Here is a 24009-nt window from a genome sequence, read left to right on the forward strand (position 1 = left end):
AACGATGCGTGAGAAAACCGGTCCTGGTTCTGAAGCAAGGGGTCTTGGCTGCCGGCTCGGCAGATTTGCCAATCGCTCGCTTGCCGTCGTGCTCAGCGCACTCTTGGTCTTTCAGCCGATGCTGGCCAATGCCCAATCGGTTTCTGCGAGCACCACGGCGCCCGTCGCCAACCAGCCGGGCGTCGGCACCGCCCCGAACGGCGTGCCGCTCATCGACATCGTCACCCCGAATGCGAGCGGCCTGTCGCATAACAAATACGACAATTTCAACGTCGGCACACCGGGTCTCATCCTCAACAACTACAAGGGCGAGGTCGGCACCTCCAATCTCGGCGGCTTGACGCCGGGCAATCCCAATCTCAACACATCAGGTCCCGCATCGGTCATCCTCAACGAGGTCACCAGCGGCAACCGCTCGGGATTGAACGGCCCGATCGAGGTGTTCGGCGGCCGGGCGGATGTCGTCATCGCCAATCCGAACGGCATCACCTGCGACGGCTGCGGCTTCATCAACACGCCGCATGCGACACTGACCACGGGCGCGCCTCAAATCGGCGCCGATGGCAAGCTCAACGGCTTTACCGTCAATGGCGGCGACGTCACCATCGGGCCGAACGGCGGCAATTTCTCCGCCGGGTCTGGCGCCGTCGACCTCTTCGACATCGTTTCTCGGGCGGTCCACGTCAACGGTCCTGTCTATGGCAAGGATCTTCGCGTCACGGCTGGCCGCAATCAATTCGATTATGCCACCGGCAACGCCACGGCACTTGCCGCGACATCAGGCACGCCGGAATATGCGATCGACGGCACAGCACTCGGCGCCATGCAGGCCGACCGCATCAAGATCGTCGTCACCGAAAAGGGTGCCGGTGTGCGCATGAGCGGCAATCTTGCCGCCAACACCAACGAGCTGTCACTGTCGGCCGACGGCAAGATCTCGCTCGGCAACGTCTCCGGCCAGCAGGGCGTTTCGATCTCCTCGAAGGCGAAGGTGACGGCCGCCAAGGTGGCCTCTAAAGCCAAGGTCGCAGCTCAGGCGGGGCAGGGCATCACGCTGGATACGGTCGCCGCCGATGGCGACATCGTGCTGTCAAGCGGCAGCGGGCTGTTGAGTGTCGGCGGCGAGGTGAACAGCGCCGCCAACGTGCTGATGTCGTCGGCGGCCGGCATTGCCGCCGGCAGCATTACCGCCGGCAATGCGCTCTCTTTGTCCGCTACGTCGGGCGACATCCAGGTTGTCGGTGCGGTCAAGGGCACCGGCGCGCTCTCCATCACCGCCACATCAGGCGCGATCTCGGCTGCCTCGCTCGTCAGCAGCAACAATATCGCGCTTTCCGCCGGCGCCGATATCGGCGTCTCCGGCGATATTCTGGCGCAGGGCAACGTCACGGCGTCAGGCCGCTCGATCTCGGCCGATACGGTCGTTTCCGGCCTCGACATCGCTGCGACCAATGCGGCAAACGGCAGCACGGTTCTATCAGGCGCGGGTGACATCCAGCTTGCCGCCAGCGGCGGCGCCGTCGATGTCGAGGCACTCCTGTCGGCCGGCGATACGTCGGTCACATCAGCGGTGCTGACGGCCCAGAGCGTCATCGCGCATGGCGCCATTGCGATCAACGCGGCCACAGATGTAAGCGGTCAGATCCTCAGTGCCGGCAACATCGACATCACCGGCTCGGCCATCTCGGCCGACGCCATCATCGCCGGCATCGACTTTGCGGGAACGGAAGCGGCCGGCGGTAATATCGTGCTGACGCAGAGCGGCGATCTCTCCCTTGTCGCCAGCGGCGACATCGATGCCGGCACCCTGCTTGCGGCCGGCAATCTCTCGGCTTCCGCCGCCAACCTCAGTGCCGCTGCTATCACCAGTCATGGCGCGATCACGCTTTCCGGCAACACCGACGTCACCGGCCAGCTCCTTGGCGCCGGCGATATATCGATCAGCGGCGGCTCGATTGCGGCGGGCACGATCGTCGCCGGCATGGACTTTGCCGCCACCGCCGCCTCGCCGAGTGGCGCCATCGCCGTCGGCTCGGCCGGCGACTTGACGCTTGATGCCGGTAGCAGCGGGAGCGTCGATATCGACACGCTGCTTGCCGCAGGCGCGCTCCTCGTCGATGCCGGCCGTTTCCAGGCCGACAATGTCAGCGGTCACGGTGCCGTTGCCATCAACGCCGATACATCGGTCACCGGCCAGATCCTTGGCGCCGGCGACGTCTCGGTCACGGGTCCCGCCATTCAGGCCGGCGCCATCGTCTCCGGCGTCGATTTTGCCGCCACCGCCCAGTCGGCCAATGGCGACATCGCGCTGGGGCAGGCCGGCGATCTCACGCTCGAGGCGACGGGCACCGACATCAGCGCCGGCAACCTGCTTGCCGCCGGAAGCGTCGATGCCGGAGCAGCGGGTGATGTCAGCGCCAATGTTGTCGCCCATCAGGATATGACGATCGTTGCCGGCGGCACGATCGACCTTACCGGCCAGTCGCTTGCCGCCGGCAACGCCAGCCTCTCGGCGCGGGACATCACCGTCGATACTCTCGTTTCCGGCCTCGACTTCGCCGCCACCGCCGCATCCGCCGGCACGCTGAAGCTCCAGCAGACCGGCAGCATGAACCTTGCCGCAACAAGCGGTTCGATCACCGCCGGCAACGCCCTGCTGAGCAGCGGCGCTCTTTCGGCCAGCGCCAGCCAGAATATTGCCTATAACAAGCTCCAGAGCCTCGCCAGCGCTGCGCTCACGGCGTCGGGCGGCCAGATCAGCTACGGCAATCCCACCCGCACTGCCGGCAACCTGACGCTCAGCACGACCAATATCGATCTCTCCAATGGCCGGGCGAGCAACCTCGCCGCCGGCGGTACGCTGACGCTCAATGCGGCGAGCGCCAACCTTGCCAACAGCAGCCTCACTCTCGGCGGACTGGCTCTCAATCTCTCCGGCACGGCCGATCTCAGCGGCGCCCGGGTCAATGCCGTCACCAGTGCCGGCGGTTCGGGCGATATCGCCATCAAGGCGGGCGGTCTTACCACGACGGCCGGCACCGCGCTGCTCGCCGCCAACGACCTGACGTTGACACTGCCGTCGCTGACCAATGCCGGACAATTGGCAGCCCGCAACGATCTCACATTCAACATTTCCAGCAACTTCACCAACAATGCCACGGGCCTCGCCTATGCCGGCAACGACGCCACCCTCTTCGTCGGCGGCGTGCTCACCAACAATCAAGGCGCCATCCTCGCCAACCACGACCTTCAGATCGCCGGAGCGGCGGCCGGGCTGAGAAACACGGGCGTCACCAATATTTCCGGCATGATCCAGGCCGGAAACGACATGTCGATCCTGACCAGCAACCTGACCAACCAGCGGGCCGCCACACCGCAATGGACCACCGGGACGCTGGTGTCTTCAGGCGTCGTCAGCGGCTTCACGCTGAATCCCGTCGCCGCCGGCCTGCCTTTCGGCTATCTCGAGACCGCAGACCAGAACATGTACCAACTCTACGCCGGCGTCGATCCGGCGCTGTGGCAGGATTATGAGCCGCTGCTCTGGTCGAAGGCGACGCTTGCCGACGGCACGACCTATCATGCATGGACCTGGATTTCGGCCGATGGACCCGAAAAGGTCGGGCCGATCATCGACTGGATCAGGGACCGGGTGCCGACGGACGCGAACGGCAATCCCGTTGTCGATCCCAACAATCCGTCGCGTTATTTCATCGTCGACGAGGTAAATTTCAGCGGCTCGGACGAAAGCACCACCTATACCTGGGATTGGTCGTCCAATCTCAGCCAGTCGGTCTATGAGGACCGCTTGGTCGGCACGCTCAGCCCGGAAGCGACGATCCGGGCGGGCCGCAACCTTTCGATCGACGCCACGAATCTGACCAATGCCTACAGCTCGATCGAGGCCGGCGGCAACGCGACGCTGAAGGGCTCGACACTCAACAATACGGGCGTCACGCTCTTTCGCACGACGACGACGACCTGCAACGCGCAGGGCGCGTGCACGGCCTATGATGCCAATGGCAACGCCAATCCCTCGAAGAACATCGCCAACGGCTCGACGATCGTCAGCTCCGTCCAGGCGATCGGCGGCGTCTCGGCCAACATCAAGGCCGGTGGTGCGCTTTCCGTCGATTTCGGCAGCGTCAACAACACGTCCGCAGCCGGCTCGATGGCCGGCGGCGCCAGCGTGGCGGCGACAAGCAACCCCGGTGATCCGCTTTCGGCGCTCACCGGTCTGACGGCCGGCGGCGCGTTGTTCAACGTCAACGCGGCGCTCGGCGGCGTCACCGCCAACGGCGGCAGCCTGCTTGCCGGGCTCGGCAATATTGCCGAGCGCATCCGCGTCGACGGCGCAGCCCTTGCGGCCGCCGCCAAGCCGCAATCGGGCGGCTTCGGCGGCACCATACGCGGACAGATCTTCCTGTTCGAAACCCGCGCCGAATTCCTCGACGTCGGCAAGTTCTACGGCTCCGGCTATTTCATGAACAAAATCGGCTACGTGCCGGAGACGACGGTTCCGTTCCTGGGTGATGCCTATTTCGAGAACCAACTGATCGACACGCAGTTGCGGCAGCTTGTCGGCGAAGGCCTCGGCAGAAGCACCTTTATCGCCGGCAATGACGCCATCCAGCAGATGAAGACGCTGCTCGACGAGGGTGCCAACTATGCCAAGGAGCACGGCCTGGCCATCGGCCAAGGGCTCACGCCTGAGCAGGCGGCAGCCCTCACCAAGTCGATTGTCCTTTACCAGTGGCAGACCGTCGAGGGCGTGCAGGTGCTCGCGCCCGTCGTCTACGTCGCCGCTGCCGACCGGCAGAAGCTGACCGGCGCCGGCGCCGTCATGGCGGGCGGCTCGGTCGATATGAATGTCGGCAATCTCGACAATTCCGGCCTGATCGCATCCGCTGGCGGCCTGACCGTCTCCGGCAGCTCCATCCAGGGCAGCGGCACTTTCCTGTCGCGCGGCGACACGGCGCTCAATGCCACCAACGGCATCACGCTGGCCGCCCAGACGATGACGATCGGCGGCCAGAACGTCGTCAACACCAATGCCGGTGTGACGGCAGGCGGCAATCTGCAGCTCGCCGGCGGCAGCGGCGATCTGGCGCTGAAGGGCGTCAAGGTCAATGCCACAGGCAACGCCTCGCTCACCGGCAACAATGTCACGCTGGCTGCAGCCAAGGTCGATAATTCAGGCCAGCAGAATGCCACCGGCAGCCAAGTTGCCAGCGGCGCAGCCCTGACGATCAAGGCAACCGACAACGTCAACGTCATCGGCAGCTCCGCCAAAGCGGGCACGACGCTCGATGTGACCGCCGACAAGGGCTCGGTGGCCGTGGTGGCGACCGATGTCGCCCGCAACAACCAATCCGGCTACACCAGGACCCTCTCCACCGACCAGCAGCAATCGCAGCTATCCGCCGGCACGAATGCGACGATCAAATCAGGCGACGACATCCTGCTCTCCGGCTCCTCCGTCAAGGCCGGCGGCAATGTCGCGCTCAGCGCCGACGACGACATCGATATCACCGCCGCGCAGGAGCATTCCGCATCCACCTTCGGCAAGAAGTCCTCCTCGTCGATCACCCATGTCGGCTCGGAGATATCAGCCGGGGGCGACCTCTCGGTGACCGCAGGCAACGGCAGCGGCGATCACGACCTCAACATCGTTGGCAGCAAACTCGCCGCCGACGGCAAGCTCGCTCTCGATGCCGACGGCGACGTGACGATCGCCGAAGCCACCGACACCGCGACCCTCGACACCAAGCTTAGCACCAAGGGCGGTTCCCTCGGCAAGAGCGAGAAGACGACCACGCATCTGGAAACGACGACGGCCGTCGGCTCGTCGATTAGCGGCGGCGCAGGCGTAGATCTTCAGTCGGGCAAGGACATGGTCATTTCCGCCTCGAAGATCGAAGCCGGCAAGGACGACGGCACCGACCCGGCGGACCTCAACATCAACGCCGGCGGTGACCTGATCATCGCCTCCGGAATGGATACCAGCGCCAAGGACGACAAGGGCTCGCGTAGCGGCTTCCTGTCGAAAGGCTCATCCAGCCACAAGAGCTACGACGAGACGACGGTCGGCTCGCAGCTGAGCGCCAGCGGCGATGTCAATCTTGACGCGGGCAAGGCAGCTGTAATCGCCGGTTCAAAGGTCGATGCCGACGGCTCGATCAACGTCGCGGCCGACAGTGTCTCTATCATCGGGGCGCAGGAGACGCACGAGCTCGAGGAGCAGCACAAGAAATCCGGCATCGGCGTCGGTTCCGGCGGCGGGTTTATTTCGATCTACGGCAGTCAGCAGAACAAGGGCGCACAGGCCTCGACGCTGAATGTCGGCTCGGCGCTTTCCGCCGGCGAGGACGTCAACCTGACGGCGCGGGCAACCGACCTGAACATCATGGGCTCTTCGGTCGATGCCGAGCGCGACATCAATCTGTCGGCCGCGCGCGACGTCAACATCACACCAGGGGCGGAAAGCTTCTCGCAGTCGGAAGAGGAGAAGAAGTCCGGCTTCGGCCTGTCCTTCTCCGCTGGCAATGGCGGCTTCTCGGTCGGCATCGGCGCGCAGACGAGCAAGGACAGCTCGGCGCAGCAATCCGACACCAACGCCACGTCCATGCTCTCGGCCGGCCGCGACCTCAACATCTCCGCCGGCAACAATGTCAACCTGCAGGCCGCCCAGGCCTCGGCCGAGCGCGATGTCAACCTGTTCGCCACCAAAGACATCAATCTTCTGTCGGCCAATGACGTCACCAATTATCAGGAGGTGCACGAGAGGACGTTCGCTGGCGTGACGCTCAGCGTCTCCAGCCAGGTCGGAAGTGCCGCCCAGAGCATCGTGAACTCGGCGGAGCGGCTGTCGGATCCGGGCGGCGTCAATGCGCTGACCAACACTGCGATTGCCGGGCTTGGCTTCTATGAGGGACTCAAGGGCCTTAAGGGCGTCTCCGACGACCTCGTCAGCGGTAAGGGCCTGTCCTTTAGCATCGGCCTGAACGCAGGTGTCAACCATCAGCAGAGCGCGTCCTCGACGACGACGTCTACGCCTGTCGTCACGGATATCCGCGCCGGCCGCTCCATCACCATGGATGCGCAGAACGGCTCCATTACGAGCGACGGCGCCCAGATAGCGGCTGGCTATGACAAGTTCGGTCTGCCGACCATCTCCGACGATCCGTTGGCCGGCGACATCATCCTATCGGCGAGGAATGGCAACATCAATCTCAATGCCGCCACCGGCGCGTCGGATTCGACGAGTTCGAACAGCTCATGGAGCGCCGGCGTCGGCGTTAATTTTGGCTGCAACACGAAGATCGGCTGCGATGCCAGTGTCGGCGCCAGCGGCTCTTACGGCAAAGGCGGCTCCGACACCACCGCCGTCACCCACACCAACACCCATCTCAACGGCACCGGCGATGTTACCATTCTTACTAACGACCTTGCCCTAAAAGGGGCGACCGTTACGGGCAATTCCGTCGTGGCCAACGTCAGGAATCTGACAATCGAGAGCCTGGTTGATAGCGCCACAGCCAATGCCGATCAGCTCAGCCTTTCGGGCCAGATCGGTTTCGGTTCCACCGGCATCTCGGGCGTCACGCAGAGCGCTAAAGGCGATGCCATAGTCGTCTCGGAGCAATCCGGCATTCATGCCGGCACCGGCGGTCTTTCCATTGACGTGAGCGGTCAGACCTCGCTGGTTGGCGGCTTGATCACCAGCGAAGCGGTTGAGGGGCGCAATAGCTTCTCCACCGGTACGCTGACGGTCGCCGATATCGATACGCATTCGACCTGGAAGGCCGACACCTATGGCGGCTCGATCGGCACGAGCGGTCTTTCGCTCGCGCCGCCGGTCAAGGCCGGGGAGACCGAGACCGGCAAGGCTTATTCGGTCATCGGTCCGAACATTGGCATCATCATCACCGATCCGGAGCACCAGACGCAGGATCTCGGCACGATCCGTCGCGACACAAATAACACCAACACCTCGCTGCCTGGTCTGCCGGACCTGCAGAACATCCTAATGGATCAATACAAGACCCAAGCCGATCTTCAGGCGGCGCAGAAGACCATGGCGGGATTGGTCGGGGACATTGCATCCGAATTGTATAAACAAGCCGTCATCAACCACGATCAAGCAGGCATGGATTATTGGAGTGAAGGCGGTCTTGGTCGCGCAGCCCTACATGCGATCGGCGGCGGCATCCTCGGTGGAGTCAATGGCTGGGAAGGGGCTGTTAAGGCCGCTCTCGGGGGCGCCGCCTCCACGCTGTTCGGTCCGGCGATCGAGCGGCTTGTCAACGGCATGCTCAAAGGCACCAAGTACGAAGGAACAGAAGAAGGCGCCGCTCTCGCAAAGCTAATTGGCGCAAGCCTTAGCGCTGCTGTCGGCGGTGTAGCTGGCGGCGGGGAAGGGGCGGCCTACGGCGCCGCAAACTACCAAAACAACTATCTCAATCATGCCGACAACGACGCTCTTGCCGCCGCGAAAGCCGCATGTGACGGGGGCAAGGGTGATCCTAAAGACTGTGGAGAGCAAACGCGACTCGAACAGAAAGACACACAGCAGCAGGCCGCCTATGTCGCTTGCCGAGCAAACGGCTACAGTGGTTCCGGATGCGTTGCGGTCTTGAGTGACGTGGTTGCATCGCTGTCGAGCTACGCAGGTACAATTTCTTTTTGGGCGTCACAAAACGATCAGGAAGCCGCCAAGCAACTGCTAAATAACACCGGTGGGGTTGATCAAATCCTGAAAATTCTCGCGCCCAATGGCGTCGAGAATCTGACGGCCGAACAGAAGCGCGACCTTCCAGCGATTTACGGGCTCTTGGTCACAGATCCCGCCGGCGTTTTGGGTATCCCGTACATGATCCAGCAGGCAAACAATGGCGATCCTGCTGCCATGGCTCAAGTTGTCGCGTTGGCGACCAAGCTCAAGATCTTCGGATCTTCAACTCTGGGCGAGATTACCAAGACGAACGGGGCTGCCACAAATCCGCAGTCGAGTGTTTGGTCGCTCAATCCGATTGACAGGGGTAAATCAATCGAGTCATCGCTCGCACGAACCGAGTACAGCAATACGAATGGCTGGTTCAATATCGGTGCCGAGAATAATGGATATTTTCCGCTGATCGATTTCCAGAAGGGGAGTACGGTAGTCAGCCTGAAGACCATCGACACTACGGGATCGGCATGGATGGCCAGGATGAAAAATACGATTGACCAACTTGATGAGGCCGCCATAACGGTCGATGGCAGCCTAGCGACCAAAGTGCTCGATATACGAGTTCAGCCAGGCGGCGCGGACGCTGCGAAGGCCCTTGTCCGGTACGGCACAGATAAAGGCGTTACAGTGATAATTAAGGAGTTTCAATAGTGGAACGCACTAGGCGAGAGCGATTAGAGCTGATTTTCACCCTATTTCCCGATAGTGGGCGAACGACCGTCATCGCAGAAAAGCCGAGAATTGAAGTGGGTGAACGGCGACGTGGCGCGCTAACGGCGGTTGAAGCGCTGGAGACTATTCTCTCGGTGCTGCGTGCGCTTCAACTCGACGAAAAATTCCAAGCTCACGGGGCCTCTCTGCAACTCAAAAAACTCCTAACGTCAGCTAGAAATACTGGTCGACTCGGAGAAATCGAAACTTCAACGCTCATTTTTAATTACGGCGCCGTGGCAAACGCTGAGCTTTGCCACATCATAGTAACAGAGAAAGTCCCAGGCGCGTCAATCGATTGGGAGCGATGGACGTCGCCGTTTGTCGTGTCGCCTTACTTCGTTCAGGGATGGGTTGCTGACGTTGAATATAACGAATGGCAAAATGCTGAGGACACACTCCTCTACAAGGCCGAGAAGCGGGATTACTCCTCCTTGCCCATGCGCTCTAATGGATTGCCACCGCCGCTTGAACAGATGGTGATCGACATCTCGCAGAACCCTGGTCGTCGGCAATTTCGCTCGGGGTATATGGAAGCGGTAGGGGCAGTCATGTGGCTAAGTGAACTATTTTGGCGCTATGTCGGTGTCGATCACAAGGAGCGGCTGGCCGGGTTTTCAGGAGCCAAGATCAAGCAGGTAACAGATGATGTGGTCCGTATCATCGTCTCTGAAACCAGCTTTACCGACGATTCCACTCGTGATTTGCAGGAGCGCTTGCGCAACGTTTTGTATAAATAGGCATTTCCCACGCGCTATTTTCTGAAGTTGCCTCCTAGCTCAAATCATGCAGCCCCGTCGTAATCGCCGCCCCAATCGAAAACTCCGAAAACCGCACCCTCAACCCGCTGCGCTCCGGCGTGCAGGCGGTCGGTCCGACCTCGTAGTGCATGGCTGCCGGAAAGGGCGCTAACCGCAGCAGCGGCCAGAAGCTGCCATCACGTGAAGCCTGGATGCGCATCGCGCCGTTTTTGACGGTCACGCGGATGCGGAAATCCTCCAATTCCTTGAAGGGCTGCGCCACCGACCAGTCGGATTTGCCGTCGGTGACGACGGTGCTGAGGAAGGCTTCGCCGTCGGTGAATTCGACGCCGGTTTTCACCCAGCGTTTTTCATCGATGCGCACCATCAGGCCGGCCTGGTCGTAGAGGGTGCGGAATTCGCCCTGGACGCGGATTTGTGCGGTGAAGCCGTCGGCCCTCGGAAAGGCGAGGAAATGGCCGCTGTCGCGGATGAAACCGTAATGGGTCTCTCGCCAGAAATCGGTTTTCTCATCGGTCGTCAGGGTGAGGGCGGCTTCGTCTGCCCGCCAGTTGGCCGGCTCGTTCAGCCATTTTCCGGCGTTGAAATCGATGCTCATCCTGTTCTCCCGTTCCGTTGAAGCCTTGCCGCAGGGCGATCGCCTTACCTTGGCATAATGCCCGGCCGTCGTGCAGAGGGCGCGCCGCAGCCGAAGATGGTGTTTTTCCGGCGTCGTGCTACCCGCGAGGGCATAATCCGTCGCGCGTGCTTGACAGGATCGATGCATCTCTTATTCTCTTACAAAAATATGAATTACATAATTGTGGAACTAAATCGGGAGATCTCGCATGAAAACACTGGTCGCATTCCTGCTCGGCACTGCGCTCGTCGCCCTGCCTTCGACGCTCCTTGCTCAGGAAAAGGGCGGCGTCATCAACGTCGCGACGATCGGCGAGCCGCCGACGCTCGATCCGATGTCGTCGACGGCCGATCTGGTCGGCATCGTCACGCAGCATATTTTCGAAACGCTCTATACGTTCGACAAGAGCTGGAACGTCACGCCGCTGCTGGCCGAAAGCCTGCCCGAGATCAGCGCCGACGGCAAAACCTATACGATCAAGCTCAGGACCGGCATCAAGTTCCACGACAATAGCGACATGACCTCGGACGATGTCGTCGCCTCGCTTGGCCGCTGGATGAAGATCGCCTCGCGCGGCAAGCAGGTGGCCGGTTTCATCGACAAGATCACCGCCGTCGATCCGGCGACGGTCACGATCACGCTGAAGCAGCCCTATGCGCCGCTGACCTCGCTGCTCGCCTTCAACAATTCGGCCGCGATCATCATCCCCGCCGAAAAGCAGGACGAACCGATGAAGGAATTCATCGGCACCGGTCCCTATATGCTGAAGGAGCGCAAGGCCGACCAGTATATCCAGCTCGTCCGCTTCGACGGTTACAAGTCCCGCGAAGGCGACAGCAATGGTTACGGCGGCGCCCGCCATCAATATCTCGATGAGATCCGCTTCGTGCCGGTGCCGGATCCGAACACCCGCGTCGAGGCCGCCGTTTCCGGCCAGTATGATTATGTCGACTCGATCCCTGTCGAATCCTACGACAAGCTGAAGGCCTCCACCGCCTCGCAGCCGATCATCCTGAAGCCCTTCGGTTATCCCGTCTTCGTCTTCAACACGGCCGAGGGCATCAACAAGAACGTCGAAGTGCGCAAGGCCATCCGCCAGGCGCTCAGCATGGAAGACATGCTGGCCGCGGCTTTCGGCAGCACGGATTTCTACGCGCTCGACGGCGCCATCTATCCGAAGACCTTTGCCTGGTCGACGGATGCCGGCGTCGAGGGCGCCTATAACGTCGCCGATCCGGAAGGGGCGGCGGCTGCCGCCAAGAAGGCCGGCTACAATGGCGAACCGATCCGCATCCTGACCAGCCGCCAGTACGAGTTCCACTACAAGATGGCGCAGGTCGCCGCCGAATATCTGAAGCTTGCCGGCTTCACCGTCGATATGCAGGTGGTGGACTGGGCGACGCTGACGCAGCGCCGCGCCGATCCGAAGCTCTGGGATATCTACATCACCCATAGCCCCTTCCTGCCGGAGCCGGCCCTCATCGGCTCGCTCTCGACCAGCTCGCCCGGCTGGTGGGATACGCCGGCCCGCAAGGCCGCCGTCGATGCCTTCACCTCGGAAGTCGATCCGAAGAAGCGCGTGGCGCTCTGGGCCGATGTCCAGAAAGCCGTCTATGCCGACGCACCCTTCATGAAGATCGGCGACTTCAACGCCGTCTCGGCCGAGTCGACCAAGCTCGAAGGCGTCGATCCGGCGCCGTGGCCGTATTTCTGGAATGCTTCGATCAAGAAGTAAACATCGCCACCGGTACCGGCCTTCCGCGGCCGGTACCGATCGTCTTTTCTGCCGCATCCGCAAAGGCTTAAGGCCAGGCATTCATGATACGCTACATCTTCCAGCGCCTGTTCGGCATGATCGTCGTGATGTTTCTCGTCGTCACGATCGTCTTCGTCATCGTGCGCGTGACGCCGGGAGATCCGGCCGCCGTCATGCTCGGGCCGGATGCAACGCCGCAGGATATTGCCGACCTCCGATCCCGGCTCGGCCTCGATCAATCGCTCGGCCTGCAATATGTCTATTATATCGGCCAGCTGCTGAAGGGCGATCTCGGCCAGTCGATCTTCCTCAACATGCCTGTCACCTCGGCCCTGCTCGACCGCGCCGAGCCGACCTTCTTCCTGACGCTGTTCTCGCTTGCCATCGCCAGCGTCATCGCCCTTCCGATCGGCATCTATGCCGCCTATCGTCGCGGCTCCTTCGTCGACCAGGCGGCAACGACACTCGCCATGTTTGCCGCCAGCATTCCAAGCTTCTGGCTCGGCCTCATCCTGATGCAGTTTTTCGCCGTCCGGCTCAACCTCTTCCCGGTTTCAGGTTATGGCGGTCCCGGCTCGACCTTCTTCGACCGCATGTATCATCTGACGCTGCCGGCCTTCGCGCTCGGCATTGTCTCCTCGGCGCTGATCCTGCGCTTCACCCGCGCCTCGATGCTCGATGTGCTCGGCGACGATTATATCCGCACGGCGCGCGCCAAGGGGCTGATCGAGCGTCGGGTGATCCTCAAGCACGCGCTGAAAAATGCGCTGATCCCGATCCTGACGGTGATCGGCCTGACGGCGGCGGTGCTGATTTCGGGCGCCGTCGTCACCGAGACCGTGTTCGGCCTGCCGGGTGTCGGCAATCTCGTCGTCTCGGCGGTGCTGCGCCGCGATTATCCGGTCATCCAGGGCGCGCTGCTCGTCATCGCCGCGCTCTACGTGCTGATCAATTTTGCGATCGACATGCTCTATCTGCTGATCGATCCGAGGGTGCGCTACTGATGGCCGATATCGCAATCAAATCAGCCGTCGAGGGCGAGCGCAGCAAATTCCTCCGGCGCCTGCTGAAACGCAAGACGGTCGCCTGCGGCCTCTTGATCCTGACGATCTTCGTGCTTCTGGCGGTCTTCGCACCTGTCGTCGCGCCCTATTCGCCGTCGAAGCTTTCCATCGTCAACCGGCTGAAGCCGCCGAGCGGCATGTTCTTCTTCGGCACGGACGAGTTCGGCCGCGATGTCTTTTCGCGCACGATCTTCGCCGGCCGCCTGTCGCTGCTCGTCGGTGTTGCGGTCGTGACGCTCTCGGCCGTGATCGGCGTGACGCTCGGGCTACTGGCCGGTTTCTTCCAGAAGCTCGACACACCGATCGCCCGGCTGATCGACGCGATGATGGCGTTTCCGGATATTCTGCTGGCGATCGCGCTCGTCGCAGCCCTCGGTCCCTCTCTGACAACCGTGATCATCGCGCTGTCGATCGTCTATGCGCCGCGCCTTGCCCGCATCGTCCGCGCGTCGACGCTGGTTATTCGCGAACTGCCCTATGTCGAGGCGGCGAGGGCGCTTGGCATTTCGACCTTCCATATCATGACGCGGCATGTGCTGCGCAATCTGCTGTCGCCGATCCTCGTGCAGGCCACATTCCTCTTCGCCAGCGCCATGCTTGCCGAAGCCGGCCTGTCTTTCCTCGGCCTCGGCGTCAGCCCTGAGATCCCGACCTGGGGAACGATGATCGCCGCCGGCCGGCAATATATCGGCCAGGCCGATTGGATGACGCTGTTTCCCGGCATCGCCATCATCCTCTCGGTGCTGTCGCTGCAGATGGTTGGCGATGGCCTGAGGGACATGCTCGATCCAAGACTTCGCAAGGATCTCTAATCCGCCGACCGTGGGTCGGCCTATTCCAATTCGCCAAATCGAAAATTGCATGACAGGAGTTTGCGTGAATCAGTTTCCCACCGCCGCCGGCAAGGTCGAGAACTCGCCTTACGAGCGGCTTGCCGCCCTCGGCATAACGCTTCCGCCGCCACCGCCGCCGATCGCCAATTTCGTCACGCATGTGCTCGAAGGTAATATGCTTTATCTCTCCGGTCAGGGACCGCGCGAGGCTGACGGTTTCCTGCATGCCGGCAAGGTCGGCGGCGGCATCAGTGTCGACGAGGCCTATGGCCATGCGCGGCTGACCGGCATCAATCTGCTTGCCGTCATGCAGGAGGCGCTGGGTGATCTCTCCCGTGTCAAGCGGGTGGTCAAACTGCTCGGCATGGTCAATGCCGTGCCCGAGTTCGAGGATCATCCGAGCGTCATCAACGGCTGCTCGGATCTGTTGATCGCAGTCTTCGGGCCGGCCGGCGAACATGCCCGCTCGGCCGTCGGCTTCGGCTCGCTGCCCGGCAACATCACCGTCGAGATCGAGGCGATCGTCGCCTTGCACGGCTGACGAGAACTTTCATATTTGGAGTAGCGTCCCATCTTATCCCGCTACCCGCCCCAGAATTCTGGAGAACTTCATGTCCACTGATATGAGACCATCAATCGGTCTTCGCCCTGTCATCAACGTATCCGGCACGATGACGAGCCTCGGCGCCTCGATCGTCGTGCCGGAAGCGATCGAGGCGATGGCATCGATCCTGCCGCACTTCGTCGAGATCAACGACCTGCAGCGCAAGGCAAGCGGCGTCATCGCCCGGCTGACCGGCGGCGAGGCGGGCTTCGTCACCGCTTCCTGCTCGGCCGGCATTTCGCTGGCTGTTGCCGGGGCAATCACCGGCAACAATCTGCTGGCGATCGAGAGGCTGCCGGATGTCGTACCGGAGAAGAACGAAGTGCTGGTGCAGATGGGCCATGTGGTCAGCTATGGCGCACCCGTCGACCAGGCGATCCGGCTGGCCGGCGGCAAGGTCGTGCTTGTCGGCCAGGCGACCTCGACACATCGTTTCCACATGGAAAACGCCATCACCGACAAGACCGCAGCCGCCGTCTACGTCGTCTCGCACCATGTCGTCGATTACGGACTTTTGAACCTGAAGGAATTCGTCGAGATCGCCCATGCCAAGGGCGTGCCCGTCATCGTCGATGCGGCTTCGGAATATGATCTGAAGATTTTCCTGAAGCAGGGCGCCGATATCGCCCTTTACTCCGGCCACAAATTCCTCGGCGGTCCGACTACGGGCATCGTTGCCGGCAAGAAGGAGCTGGTGCGTCATGCCTTCCTGCAGAACATGGGCATCGGCCGCGGCATGAAGGTCGGCAAGGAGAGCATTTTCGGCGTCATGGCGGCACTCGAAGCCTGGGAGAACCGCGACCATGCCGGCATCCGGGAGCGCGAAACCAGCTATCTCAACCTGTGGAAGCGCACGCTCGACGGCCGCCCTGGCCTCACCACGCTGATCGAACCCGACCCGACCAACAATCCGCTCGATCGGCTGCGCCTGATCATCGATCCCGAGCAGGCGCATATCACTGCCTGGGATCTGGCCGATGCGCTTGCCAAGGGCAGCCCGCCGATCATCGTGCGCGATCACGAAGTGGAGCACCGCTATTTCTACCTCGATCCGTGCAATCTGCATCCGGGCGAGGAGAAGATCGTCGCCGAGCGCCTGGCGCAGGAACTCGACAAGGCGCGCGCCTCCAACGAGATCATCGCAACGCCGATCGAAAACCGCAGCAAGCACCGCTTCGACGGGCTGCTGCGCTGGCCGGATTGAACCGTAGAGGAGCAGACATGGCCAACGTCCAAGCGCAACCGATCCAGACGACGACCGACGTTCTTGCCGTCGACAGGCTGACGACGTCCTTTCTGGTGGATGGCGTCTGGAAACCGGTCGTGCGCGACGTCTCCTTCACCGTGGCGCCGGGTGAGACGGTGGCGATCGTCGGCGAATCCGGCTCGGGCAAGAGCGTCACCTCGCTCTCGATCATGCGGCTGCTGCAGGCGGAGACGAGCCGCGTCGAGGGCCGGGTCATGCTCGGCGGACGTGACCTGCTGGCATTGCCGGAAAATGCCATGCGGCAGGTGCGCGGCAATGAGGTGGCGATGATCTTCCAGGAGCCGATGACATCGCTCAATCCGCTTTTCACCATCGGCGATCAGATTTCCGAGGCGCTGCTCTGCCATTCCGATATGAGCAAGGCGGACGCCAAAGCCGAGACCATCCGGCTGCTGGAAAAGGTCCGCATTCCCTCGGCCGCCTCGCGCTTCGGCGAATATCCGCATCGTTTCTCCGGCGGCATGCGCCAGCGGGTGATGATCGCCATGGCGCTCGCCAGCCGGCCGAAACTGTTGATCGCCGACGAGCCGACGACGGCGCTCGACGTGACGATCCAGGGCCAGATCCTCGATCTCATCAAGATGCTGCAGGACGAGGAGGGGACCTCGGTTCTGTTCATCACCCATGACATGGGCGTCGTCGCCGAGATCGCCGACAGGACGGTGGTGATGTATCGCGGCGAGCAAGTCGAAAGCGGCGCCACCGCCGATATCTTCCACCGCGGCAAACACCCCTATACCCGGGCGCTGCTATCCGCCGTGCCGGTGCTTGGCTCGATGCAAGGCAGGCAAAGGCCCCTGCGCTTTCCGGTGGTCAACACGGCAACGGGAGAATCGGACGTTCCCGCCGAGGCCGCCGATACCGTCGCTGCAATGCCGGTCCTTGAGGTGAAGAACCTCACCAAGCGCTTCGACATTCATACCGGCCTGTTCGGCCGGTTGACCAGCCGGGTGCACGCGGTCGAAAACGTCTCCTTCGATCTTCATGCCGGCGAGACGCTGTCGCTCGTCGGCGAATCCGGCTGCGGCAAATCGACGACCGGCCGCGCCATCATGCGTCTCATCGAACCGCAGGCCGGTTCCGTTCTCGTCGAGGGCAGGGAGGTGCTCGGCCTCGACAAAAAGGATCTGCGCGAGATGCGCAAATCCGTGCAGATGATCTTCCAGGATCCCTTTGCCAGCCTCAATCCGCGCATGACAGTCGGTGCTGCGATCGCCGAACCCTACCTCGAACATAAGATGGGCAATGCGAAACAGGCAAAGGACGTCGTCGCTGATCTGCTGATGAAGGTCGGTCTGTCGGCGGATATGGCCGCGCGTTATCCGCATGAGTTTTCCGGCGGCCAACGCCAGCGCATCTGCATCGCCCGCGCGCTCGCCTTGCGGCCGAAGGTCATCGTCGCCGACGAAAGCGTCTCGGCGCTCGACGTCTCGATCAAGGCGCAGGTCATCAACCTGATGCTCGATTTGCAGCAGAGCCTGAACCTCGCCTTCCTGTTCATCTCGCACGACATGGCGGTCGTCGAACGCGTCAGCCACCGGGTGGCGGTGATGTATCTCGGCGAGATCGTCGAGATCGGCCCACGGGCCGCGGTCTTTGAAAATCCGCAGCATCCATATACGAAAAAGCTCATTGCGGCGGTGCCCGTGCCCGATCCCGACCGCCGCCATGAAAAGCGGATGGTGGCGAATGACGAGATCAAGAGCCCGATGCGCCCGGTCGACTATCAGCCGGCGAACGCCTCCTATCGCGAGGTCGGACCGGGACATCTGGTGATGGCCGATCGGTAGGTTATAGCACCCGCGCTTTTCGAGCCCCGAGCTCGGAGGGCGCCGCTCGACCCATTGGGAGTTGCCTAACGCGGCAACGGCGCATAAAGCAGATGCACAATCAAAAGCCGCGAAGCCTGGACCGATGAACAGAGATTATTATTCCAAACTCGGCGGACTGCCGCCGCAAACCGAGCTGCTTTCCAGCAAGGCCGTCTTCACCACAGCCTATGCAGTCATTCCGCGCAGCGTCATGACCGACATCGTCACCAGCGTCCTTCCCCATTGGACGGGGACGCGGGCATGGGTTCTCTCCCGGCCGCTCTCCGGCTTCTCCGAGACCTTTTCGCAATATGTGATGGAGGTCCAGCCGGGCGGCGGAAGCGATCGGCCGGAGCCCGACAAGCGGGCCGAAGCGGTTCTGTTCGTCGTCGAGGGCGACATCACGGTGGAACTCGACGGCGTCAGCCATGCACTTCGCAGCGGCTCGTTCGCCTATCTTCCGGCAGGTTCAGTCTGGCGCCTGAAAAACGACGGTTCGACCGCGGCAAAATTCCACTGGATTCGAAAGGCCTTTCAGGCGGTCGACGGGCTGGAACCGCCGCCGGCGATCTTCACGCATGAGGACGAGCACGCCATCTCGGCAATGCCCGACACCGATGGCCGCTGGGGGACGACCCGGTTCATCGATCCGGCCGATGTCCGCTACGACATGCACGTGAATATCGTGACGTTGGAGCCGGGTGCCGTGATCCCCTTCATGGAAACCCATGTCATGGAGCATGGTCTCTATGTGCTGGAAGGCAAGGCGGTCTATCGCTTGAACCAGGATTGGGTCGAGGTCGAGGCCGGCGACTTCATGTGGTTGCGCTCCTTCTGCCCGCAGGCATGTTACGCCGGTGGGCCCGGCCGGTTCCGCTACCTGCTCTACAAGGACGTCAACCGTCATATGACGCTCTGGTAGGATCTGTCGCGGAGGGACGATGAGGCTCGAAAGCGAACGACTGATCTTGAGACCCTGGCGGCAGGAGGATCGCAAACCCTTTGCTGCGATCAACGCCGAACCCGACGTCGTCCGATATCTCAATCCTCTGACAGATGAACAGTCGGATGCGATGCTCGACCGCATCGACCGTCACTTCGAGGATCATGGCTGGGGGTTCTGGGCGCTGGAGGAGAAGGCAGGCGGCGCATTGATCGGCCTCTGCGGCCTCAACAATGTTTCGCCGGCTTTGCCGTTTGCCCCGGCAGTCGAAATCGGCTGGCGGCTTTCAGCGTCGCGGCACGGCGCCGGATACGCGCGCGAGGCCGCGGAACGGTCTCTGGATTTTGCCTTCAACGATCTGAAACTTGACCGCATCGTCAGCTTCACGGTGCCCGCAAACAGCAGTTCCTGGGGTTTGATGAGGCGATTGGGAATGAACCGGATCGGTGACTTCGATCATCCCAATTTGGCCGAAGGGCATCCGTTGCGCCCTCACGTGCTCTACGAACTGCGATCACCAAACGGTATTTGAAAGCGGATATCAGGGCTCGTGCCGGCACGACGGCGCGGCAACCATGGAGCACGATAATTCATGATCAATTCATGGCTGTAACGATATATTGCAAAGCATAGCTCAGAGTCCGAAATCGATCTTCGAAAGCTCCTTCAGGAACAACGTCTCGGGCACCGAGAGCCCGATTTGCGGATTGGTGACGACATAGGCCGATGCGCAGGGCTCGTCCCGATAGGGCGGCAGGCGCCACAACTTTCCCTGGTCGACATACGGTTCGGCGAGATGCAGCGGCAGGAAGCCTATTCCGAGGCCGCATTCGATCATCCGCCGTATCTCGCTGACATAGCTCGACTGACCCCGTACCCGTTGACCGATCGAGGCGCTGGCGCGGTAGGCGGTGACATCGCCCATGTGCGTGCCGCCGAGCACATCTGCGGTGAAGCCGATAAATGGTTCGGCACGCAGTTGTGCGACGGTCAGGTCCCTGCGGCCAGCCAGCCGGTGGATTGCGCCGCAAAACAGGCCGAACCTCTCTCGCATCAACTCGCGGGAAGCCAGGAAATCCGGAATCACCCCGTCCGAGATACCGAAGGTACAATGGCCGAGTTCTACGGCACGGATGATGGCCGCCGTGGTGCTCACTGTGATTTCCAGATCCACGCCTGGATACCGTGCGAAGAAAGACGTCAGCGCACGATCCAAGGTCTCGTTCACCACTTGGTCGATCATGGCGATCTTCAACCTGCCGGACAACGCCGCCGGCGCCGCTTCGAAACCGACCGGCAAGCGGGAAATCGTAGCGAAAATCGATCGGACCTGTTCGAGCAGCATTTCGCCCGCGGGCGTTGGTATCAGGCCGGTACGACTGCGTTCCAGAAGCTTAGTGCCGGCCGTTTCCTCAAGCCGCTTGATCCCCTGGCTGATCGCCGGCTGGGTGCGGTGCATCACGTCGGCGGCCCGCGTCATGCTCCGTTCCTGCGCCACGATCATGAAAGTGTGCAGCAGGTTCCAGTCAAGTTGCCGGACGAAGTCGACCATCTGGCATGTCTCCATAAGCGAAATTTATTTCTAGAAGAAGAAATAAGAATTTTCAATATTCACCATCTTCCGGAATCCTGAACCGCCCTCGGAGCAAAGCCCGCACCCATCAACAGGAGACCGCCATGCGATATCTTAGAATCCTCGCCCTGATTGCCGCTGCCGCCGCGACCAATGCGGCGGCGGAAGACGGTGTCGTCCGAATGGGAACTGAGGGCTATTACCCACCGTTCGAGTATTTTGACAGCGCCGGCAATCTGAACGGCTTCGATATCGACATCGGCAACGCGCTGTGCGAGGCGATGAAGGTGAAGTGCGAATGGGTGTCCACCGATTGGGATGGGATCATCCCGGCGCTGAATGCCAAGAAATTCGACGCCATCCTCTCCTCGATGGCGATCACCACTGAACGCGCGAAGGTAATCAGTTTCACTGCTCCCTACTATTTCAACCCCGACCGCTTCGTCGCCTCCAAGGATTCGGGACTGAAGAACGCGCTGCCAGCCGATTTGAAAGGGCTGGTGGTCGGCACCCAATCAGGCACGACCGAGGTCGCGATCCTCAAGCAATATTTCCCCGAAGCAGAGGTGAAGCTTTATCCCAAGCTCGATGACGCTCTGCTCGACCTCGACAATCAAAGGCTTGATCTGGTCCTGGCCAGCCAGTTCGTGCTGGCGGATTGGCTCGCCAAGGACAGCGGCGCCTGCTGTGATTTCGTCGGAGAGGCCTTCGGCGATGACGGCATGAAGGGCACCGGGATTGCCGTCCGCAAGGACGATGAGGCGCTGCTGAAGCGGCTGAACGACGCGCTGGCCGAGATCCAGGCCAACGGCACCTATGGCAAGATTCGCGCGCGCTACTTCAAATTCGACATCATGACACAACCGAAGCTCGCCGGCGAAATCTTCAGGTAGTCCGCAACCAGGTTGGACGCCACACAGTCAGCGTCCAGCCAGCCCGCCAAGCAATCGGAAGATAATTCGCGATGGAGTTCATCTCACTGCTGTTATTCAGCGACGAGGGCTGGGGAGACGAGTTGCTGCGAGGCCTGAGTGTAACACTCGCACTCGCCTTCGCCACCGCTCCGCTGGCCCTGGTCCTATCCTTCCTGCTGGCTTGGGGCAAAAACGCCCGCAGCCCGATAGCCCGCTGGTTGGCGTTCGCCAGCACGACAGTCTTTCGCAGTCTGCCCGAGCTGTTGACCCTCGTCATCATCTACTACCAGCTCCAAGTGCTCATTGACTGGGTGGTGCATCTCGCTTTCCCGAACGCCAGCATTTCACTCAATGCCTTTGCGGCTGGCGTGGTGGCGCTGACGCTCGTTTTCAGCGCACTCGGCAGCGAAGTCGTCCGTGCCGCCTATCAGGCGGTCGGCAGGGGACAGGCAGAGGCGGCGGCATCGCTGGGCCTGCACCGGAGACAGGCCTTCTTCCTGGTCGTCCTCCCCCAGATGTGGCGGCATTGCATTCCCGCTTTCGGCAATCTGTGGCTGATCCTTCTGAAGGATACGTCGCTGGTTTCGATCATAGCGGTGAACGACCTCGTCCGTTACACCAATATGGCGATCTCGACGACCAAGAAGCCGTTCTTCTTCTATACCGTGCTCGCCCTGATCTACGTCGCGCTTGCTTTGCTCTCGGGCATCGGTCAGGCGCTGTTGGAACGACGCACGGCTCCTCGCGGTAGGGGGCGTTAGAAGATGCTGACGCTTCTCACCGACAATCTCGCCCTATGGGCGCAAGGGCTTCAGAATACGGTTACGCTTACATTGCTGAGCGCGCTCATGGGCTTCAGCTTGGCGCTGCCACTCGCACTGGCCCGGCTCAGTCGCAACCGGACAATCTCCGGCATGGCCTATGGATATATCTACCTCATGCGCGGCACGCCGCTGCTGGTTCAGGTTTTTCTGATCTATTATGGCCTTGGCTCCTTCAGCCGCGAACTGCGGGATATTGGCCTTTGGTGGTTCTTTCGCGATGCGTTCTATTGCGGCCTCCTCGCCTTCGCGCTCAATTCCGCGGCCTATCAGGCGGAAATTTTGCGCGGCGGTATCCAGGCCGTGCCGCGAGGGACGATCGAGGCAGGGCGGGTGCTCGGCCTTTCGACCGTGCAGATTTTCCGCAAGATCGTGCTGCCGATCGCCACGGCACGGATGCTGCCGACCATCGGCAATGAACTGGTGCTGCTGCTCAAGGCCTCGGCCATCGTCAGCGTGATCACCGTGCCCGATATCATGGGCCAGGCGCGATCCCTTTACGCCCAGAGCTTCGACCTCACCGTCTTCTACGTGGCGGCGCTTAACTATCTGGCCGTCGTCCTCCTGATCGAAGCGCTCTGGCGCCGCCTCGAGGGTCGCAACCGATGGCTACATTTCGCAGGAACAGTTTGAAATGAAAATACAATCCAATCAGAGCATCTTCGGCCATGAAGGTGTGTTCCAGACCGCGCCCGGTCCGGACGGGACCTATGTGGAAATGCCTTATTCCGGCATCCGCACCTTCCTTCGGCGCCGTCCCAGCCTGGATTTCACCGGCGTCGATCTTGTCGTCTATGGCATTCCCTTCGATCTGGCGACCTCCGGCCGCTCGGGTGCACGCTTCGGCCCGTCCGCGCTACGCGAAGCCTCGACCCAGTTGGCCTGGGGCGAGGTCTGGCCCTGGGGTTTCGACCCCTTCGACCGGCTCTCGGTGGTGGACGCTGGCGACGTGCCGTTCCGGCGCGGGCAGCCACAAAAGATGCTGGAAAACGCGGTGGAATTCGCCCGCCGGATCGTCGAGGAGGGGGCCGGAACGGTCATGCTGGGCGGCGATCACAGCACCACTTTCACCGCCTTGAAGGCCCATGCCGAGCGGCACGGGAAGCTCGCCTATGTCCAGTTCGACGCCCACCGTGACACGCAGGCGAGCAAGGAATTCGACCATGGCACATTCGTGCATCATGCAATGTGCGATGGATTGATCGACCCCGCTCACGCAATCCAAATCGGTATCCGCACCCATTACGACCATACCGACTCGATCACCGTGCTCTACCGTGACTGGCTGCACGAACATGGTTGGCAGGGTGCCCTTGCTCGCCTGCGCGAAGTGGTGGGTGACAGGCCCACCTATCTGAGCATCGACATCGACTGCCTCGATCCTGCCTTTGCTCCCGGCACAGGCACCCCGGTCGTCGACGGACTGGCGCCGCACGAGATCCTTTCGATCCTGCGCCGGACGACGGATGTCAATTTCGTCGGCATGGACCTCGTCGAGGTGGCGCCACCCTATGATCCGACCGGCGTGACAGCGCTCCTGGGCGCCTCGCTGATCCTGGAATATATCTGCGCCCGCGCGGCAGGCCGGCAAGGAGTATAAG

The 24009-nt window shown here is 61.7% G+C and carries 16 protein-coding genes; 14 read left to right on the forward strand and 2 right to left on the reverse strand.

The features are described 5' to 3' along the window. Positions 1 to 4: 4 nt before the first annotated feature. Entirely contained in the window at positions 5 to 9382 is a 9378-nt protein-coding gene (locus EEQ99_RS04725; RefSeq protein ID WP_244604759.1) for a hemagglutinin repeat-containing protein, read from the forward strand. Further along, positions 9382 to 10182 (forward strand): hypothetical protein, encoded by an 801-nt coding sequence (locus tag EEQ99_RS04730; protein WP_025554451.1) that lies wholly within the window; start codon positions 9382 to 9384, stop codon positions 10180 to 10182. Before EEQ99_RS04725 ends, EEQ99_RS04730 begins: the two co-directional genes overlap by 1 nt. A 34-nt stretch (positions 10183 to 10216) precedes the next feature. Here the strand turns inward: EEQ99_RS04730 and EEQ99_RS04735 are convergent, their stop codons facing one another. Then, the gene (locus EEQ99_RS04735) at positions 10217 to 10801 is read right to left on the reverse strand and encodes a DUF1349 domain-containing protein (protein ID WP_025554449.1); all 585 of its coding nucleotides are present in this window, start codon (positions 10799 to 10801) and stop codon (positions 10217 to 10219) included. 229 nt (positions 10802 to 11030) lie between these two features. On the opposite strand from EEQ99_RS04735, the gene EEQ99_RS04740 reads away from it, so the two are divergent. The 8 genes from EEQ99_RS04740 (at position 11031) to EEQ99_RS04775 (ending at position 19632) form a co-directional block, all read left to right on the forward strand. Further along, positions 11031 to 12557 carry an ABC transporter substrate-binding protein gene (locus tag EEQ99_RS04740; protein ID WP_025554447.1) on the forward strand — a complete coding sequence of 509 codons (1527 nt, stop codon included), beginning with the start codon at positions 11031 to 11033 and terminating at the stop codon, positions 12555 to 12557. An 83-nt stretch (positions 12558 to 12640) separates the two neighbouring features. After that, positions 12641 to 13582, forward strand: coding sequence for an ABC transporter permease (locus EEQ99_RS04745; RefSeq protein WP_164735901.1), 942 nt, complete (start codon positions 12641 to 12643; stop codon positions 13580 to 13582). Further along, a complete protein-coding gene (locus EEQ99_RS04750; protein ID WP_025554443.1) occupies positions 13582 to 14454 on the forward strand; it encodes an ABC transporter permease in 873 nt (290 codons plus the stop codon). The genes EEQ99_RS04745 and EEQ99_RS04750 overlap by 1 nt, the downstream gene beginning before the upstream one ends. Before the next feature lie 49 nt (positions 14455 to 14503). After that, positions 14504 to 15016 (forward strand): RidA family protein, encoded by a 513-nt coding sequence (locus EEQ99_RS04755; RefSeq protein ID WP_029723068.1) that lies wholly within the window; start codon positions 14504 to 14506, stop codon positions 15014 to 15016. A gap of 70 nt (positions 15017 to 15086) precedes the next feature. After that, positions 15087 to 16283: an aminotransferase class V-fold PLP-dependent enzyme gene (locus EEQ99_RS04760; RefSeq protein WP_025554439.1), complete on the forward strand. Its 1197-nt coding sequence runs from the start codon at positions 15087 to 15089 to the stop codon at positions 16281 to 16283. A gap of 17 nt (positions 16284 to 16300) precedes the next feature. After that, entirely contained in the window at positions 16301 to 18136 is a 1836-nt protein-coding gene (locus tag EEQ99_RS04765) for an ABC transporter ATP-binding protein (protein ID WP_025554438.1), read from the forward strand. 124 nt (positions 18137 to 18260) lie between these two features. After that, entirely contained in the window at positions 18261 to 19079 is an 819-nt protein-coding gene (locus EEQ99_RS04770; RefSeq protein ID WP_025554437.1) for a bifunctional allantoicase/(S)-ureidoglycine aminohydrolase, read from the forward strand. Positions 19080 to 19098: 19 nt separating this feature from the next. Next, positions 19099 to 19632 carry a GNAT family N-acetyltransferase gene (locus tag EEQ99_RS04775; protein ID WP_025554435.1) on the forward strand — a complete coding sequence of 178 codons (534 nt, stop codon included), beginning with the start codon at positions 19099 to 19101 and terminating at the stop codon, positions 19630 to 19632. A gap of 102 nt (positions 19633 to 19734) precedes the next feature. Here the strand turns inward: EEQ99_RS04775 and EEQ99_RS04780 are convergent, their stop codons facing one another. Further along, on the reverse strand, positions 19735 to 20652 hold the full coding sequence (locus tag EEQ99_RS04780) for a LysR family transcriptional regulator (RefSeq protein ID WP_049809800.1): 918 nt from the start codon (positions 20650 to 20652) through the stop codon (positions 19735 to 19737). 125 nt (positions 20653 to 20777) lie between these two features. Here EEQ99_RS04780 and EEQ99_RS04785 point away from each other — a divergent pair, with 125 nt between their 5' ends. The 4 genes from EEQ99_RS04785 (at position 20778) to speB (ending at position 24008) form a co-directional block, all read left to right on the forward strand. Beyond that, entirely contained in the window at positions 20778 to 21566 is a 789-nt protein-coding gene (locus EEQ99_RS04785) for a transporter substrate-binding domain-containing protein (protein ID WP_047613024.1), read from the forward strand. Between the two features lie 71 nt (positions 21567 to 21637). Then, positions 21638 to 22348: an ABC transporter permease gene (locus EEQ99_RS04790; RefSeq protein WP_047613026.1), complete on the forward strand. Its 711-nt coding sequence runs from the start codon at positions 21638 to 21640 to the stop codon at positions 22346 to 22348. A 3-nt stretch (positions 22349 to 22351) separates the two neighbouring features. Then, positions 22352 to 23041 carry an ABC transporter permease gene (locus EEQ99_RS04795; RefSeq protein ID WP_047613028.1) on the forward strand — a complete coding sequence of 230 codons (690 nt, stop codon included), beginning with the start codon at positions 22352 to 22354 and terminating at the stop codon, positions 23039 to 23041. 1 nt (position 23042) lies between these two features. After that, the gene (gene speB / locus EEQ99_RS04800; protein ID WP_097594824.1) at positions 23043 to 24008 is read left to right on the forward strand and encodes an agmatinase; all 966 of its coding nucleotides are present in this window, start codon (positions 23043 to 23045) and stop codon (positions 24006 to 24008) included. Position 24009 lies beyond the last annotated feature (1 nt).

Source organism: Rhizobium anhuiense, assembly GCF_003985145.1.
Lineage (GTDB): Bacteria > Pseudomonadota > Alphaproteobacteria > Rhizobiales > Rhizobiaceae > Rhizobium > Rhizobium anhuiense.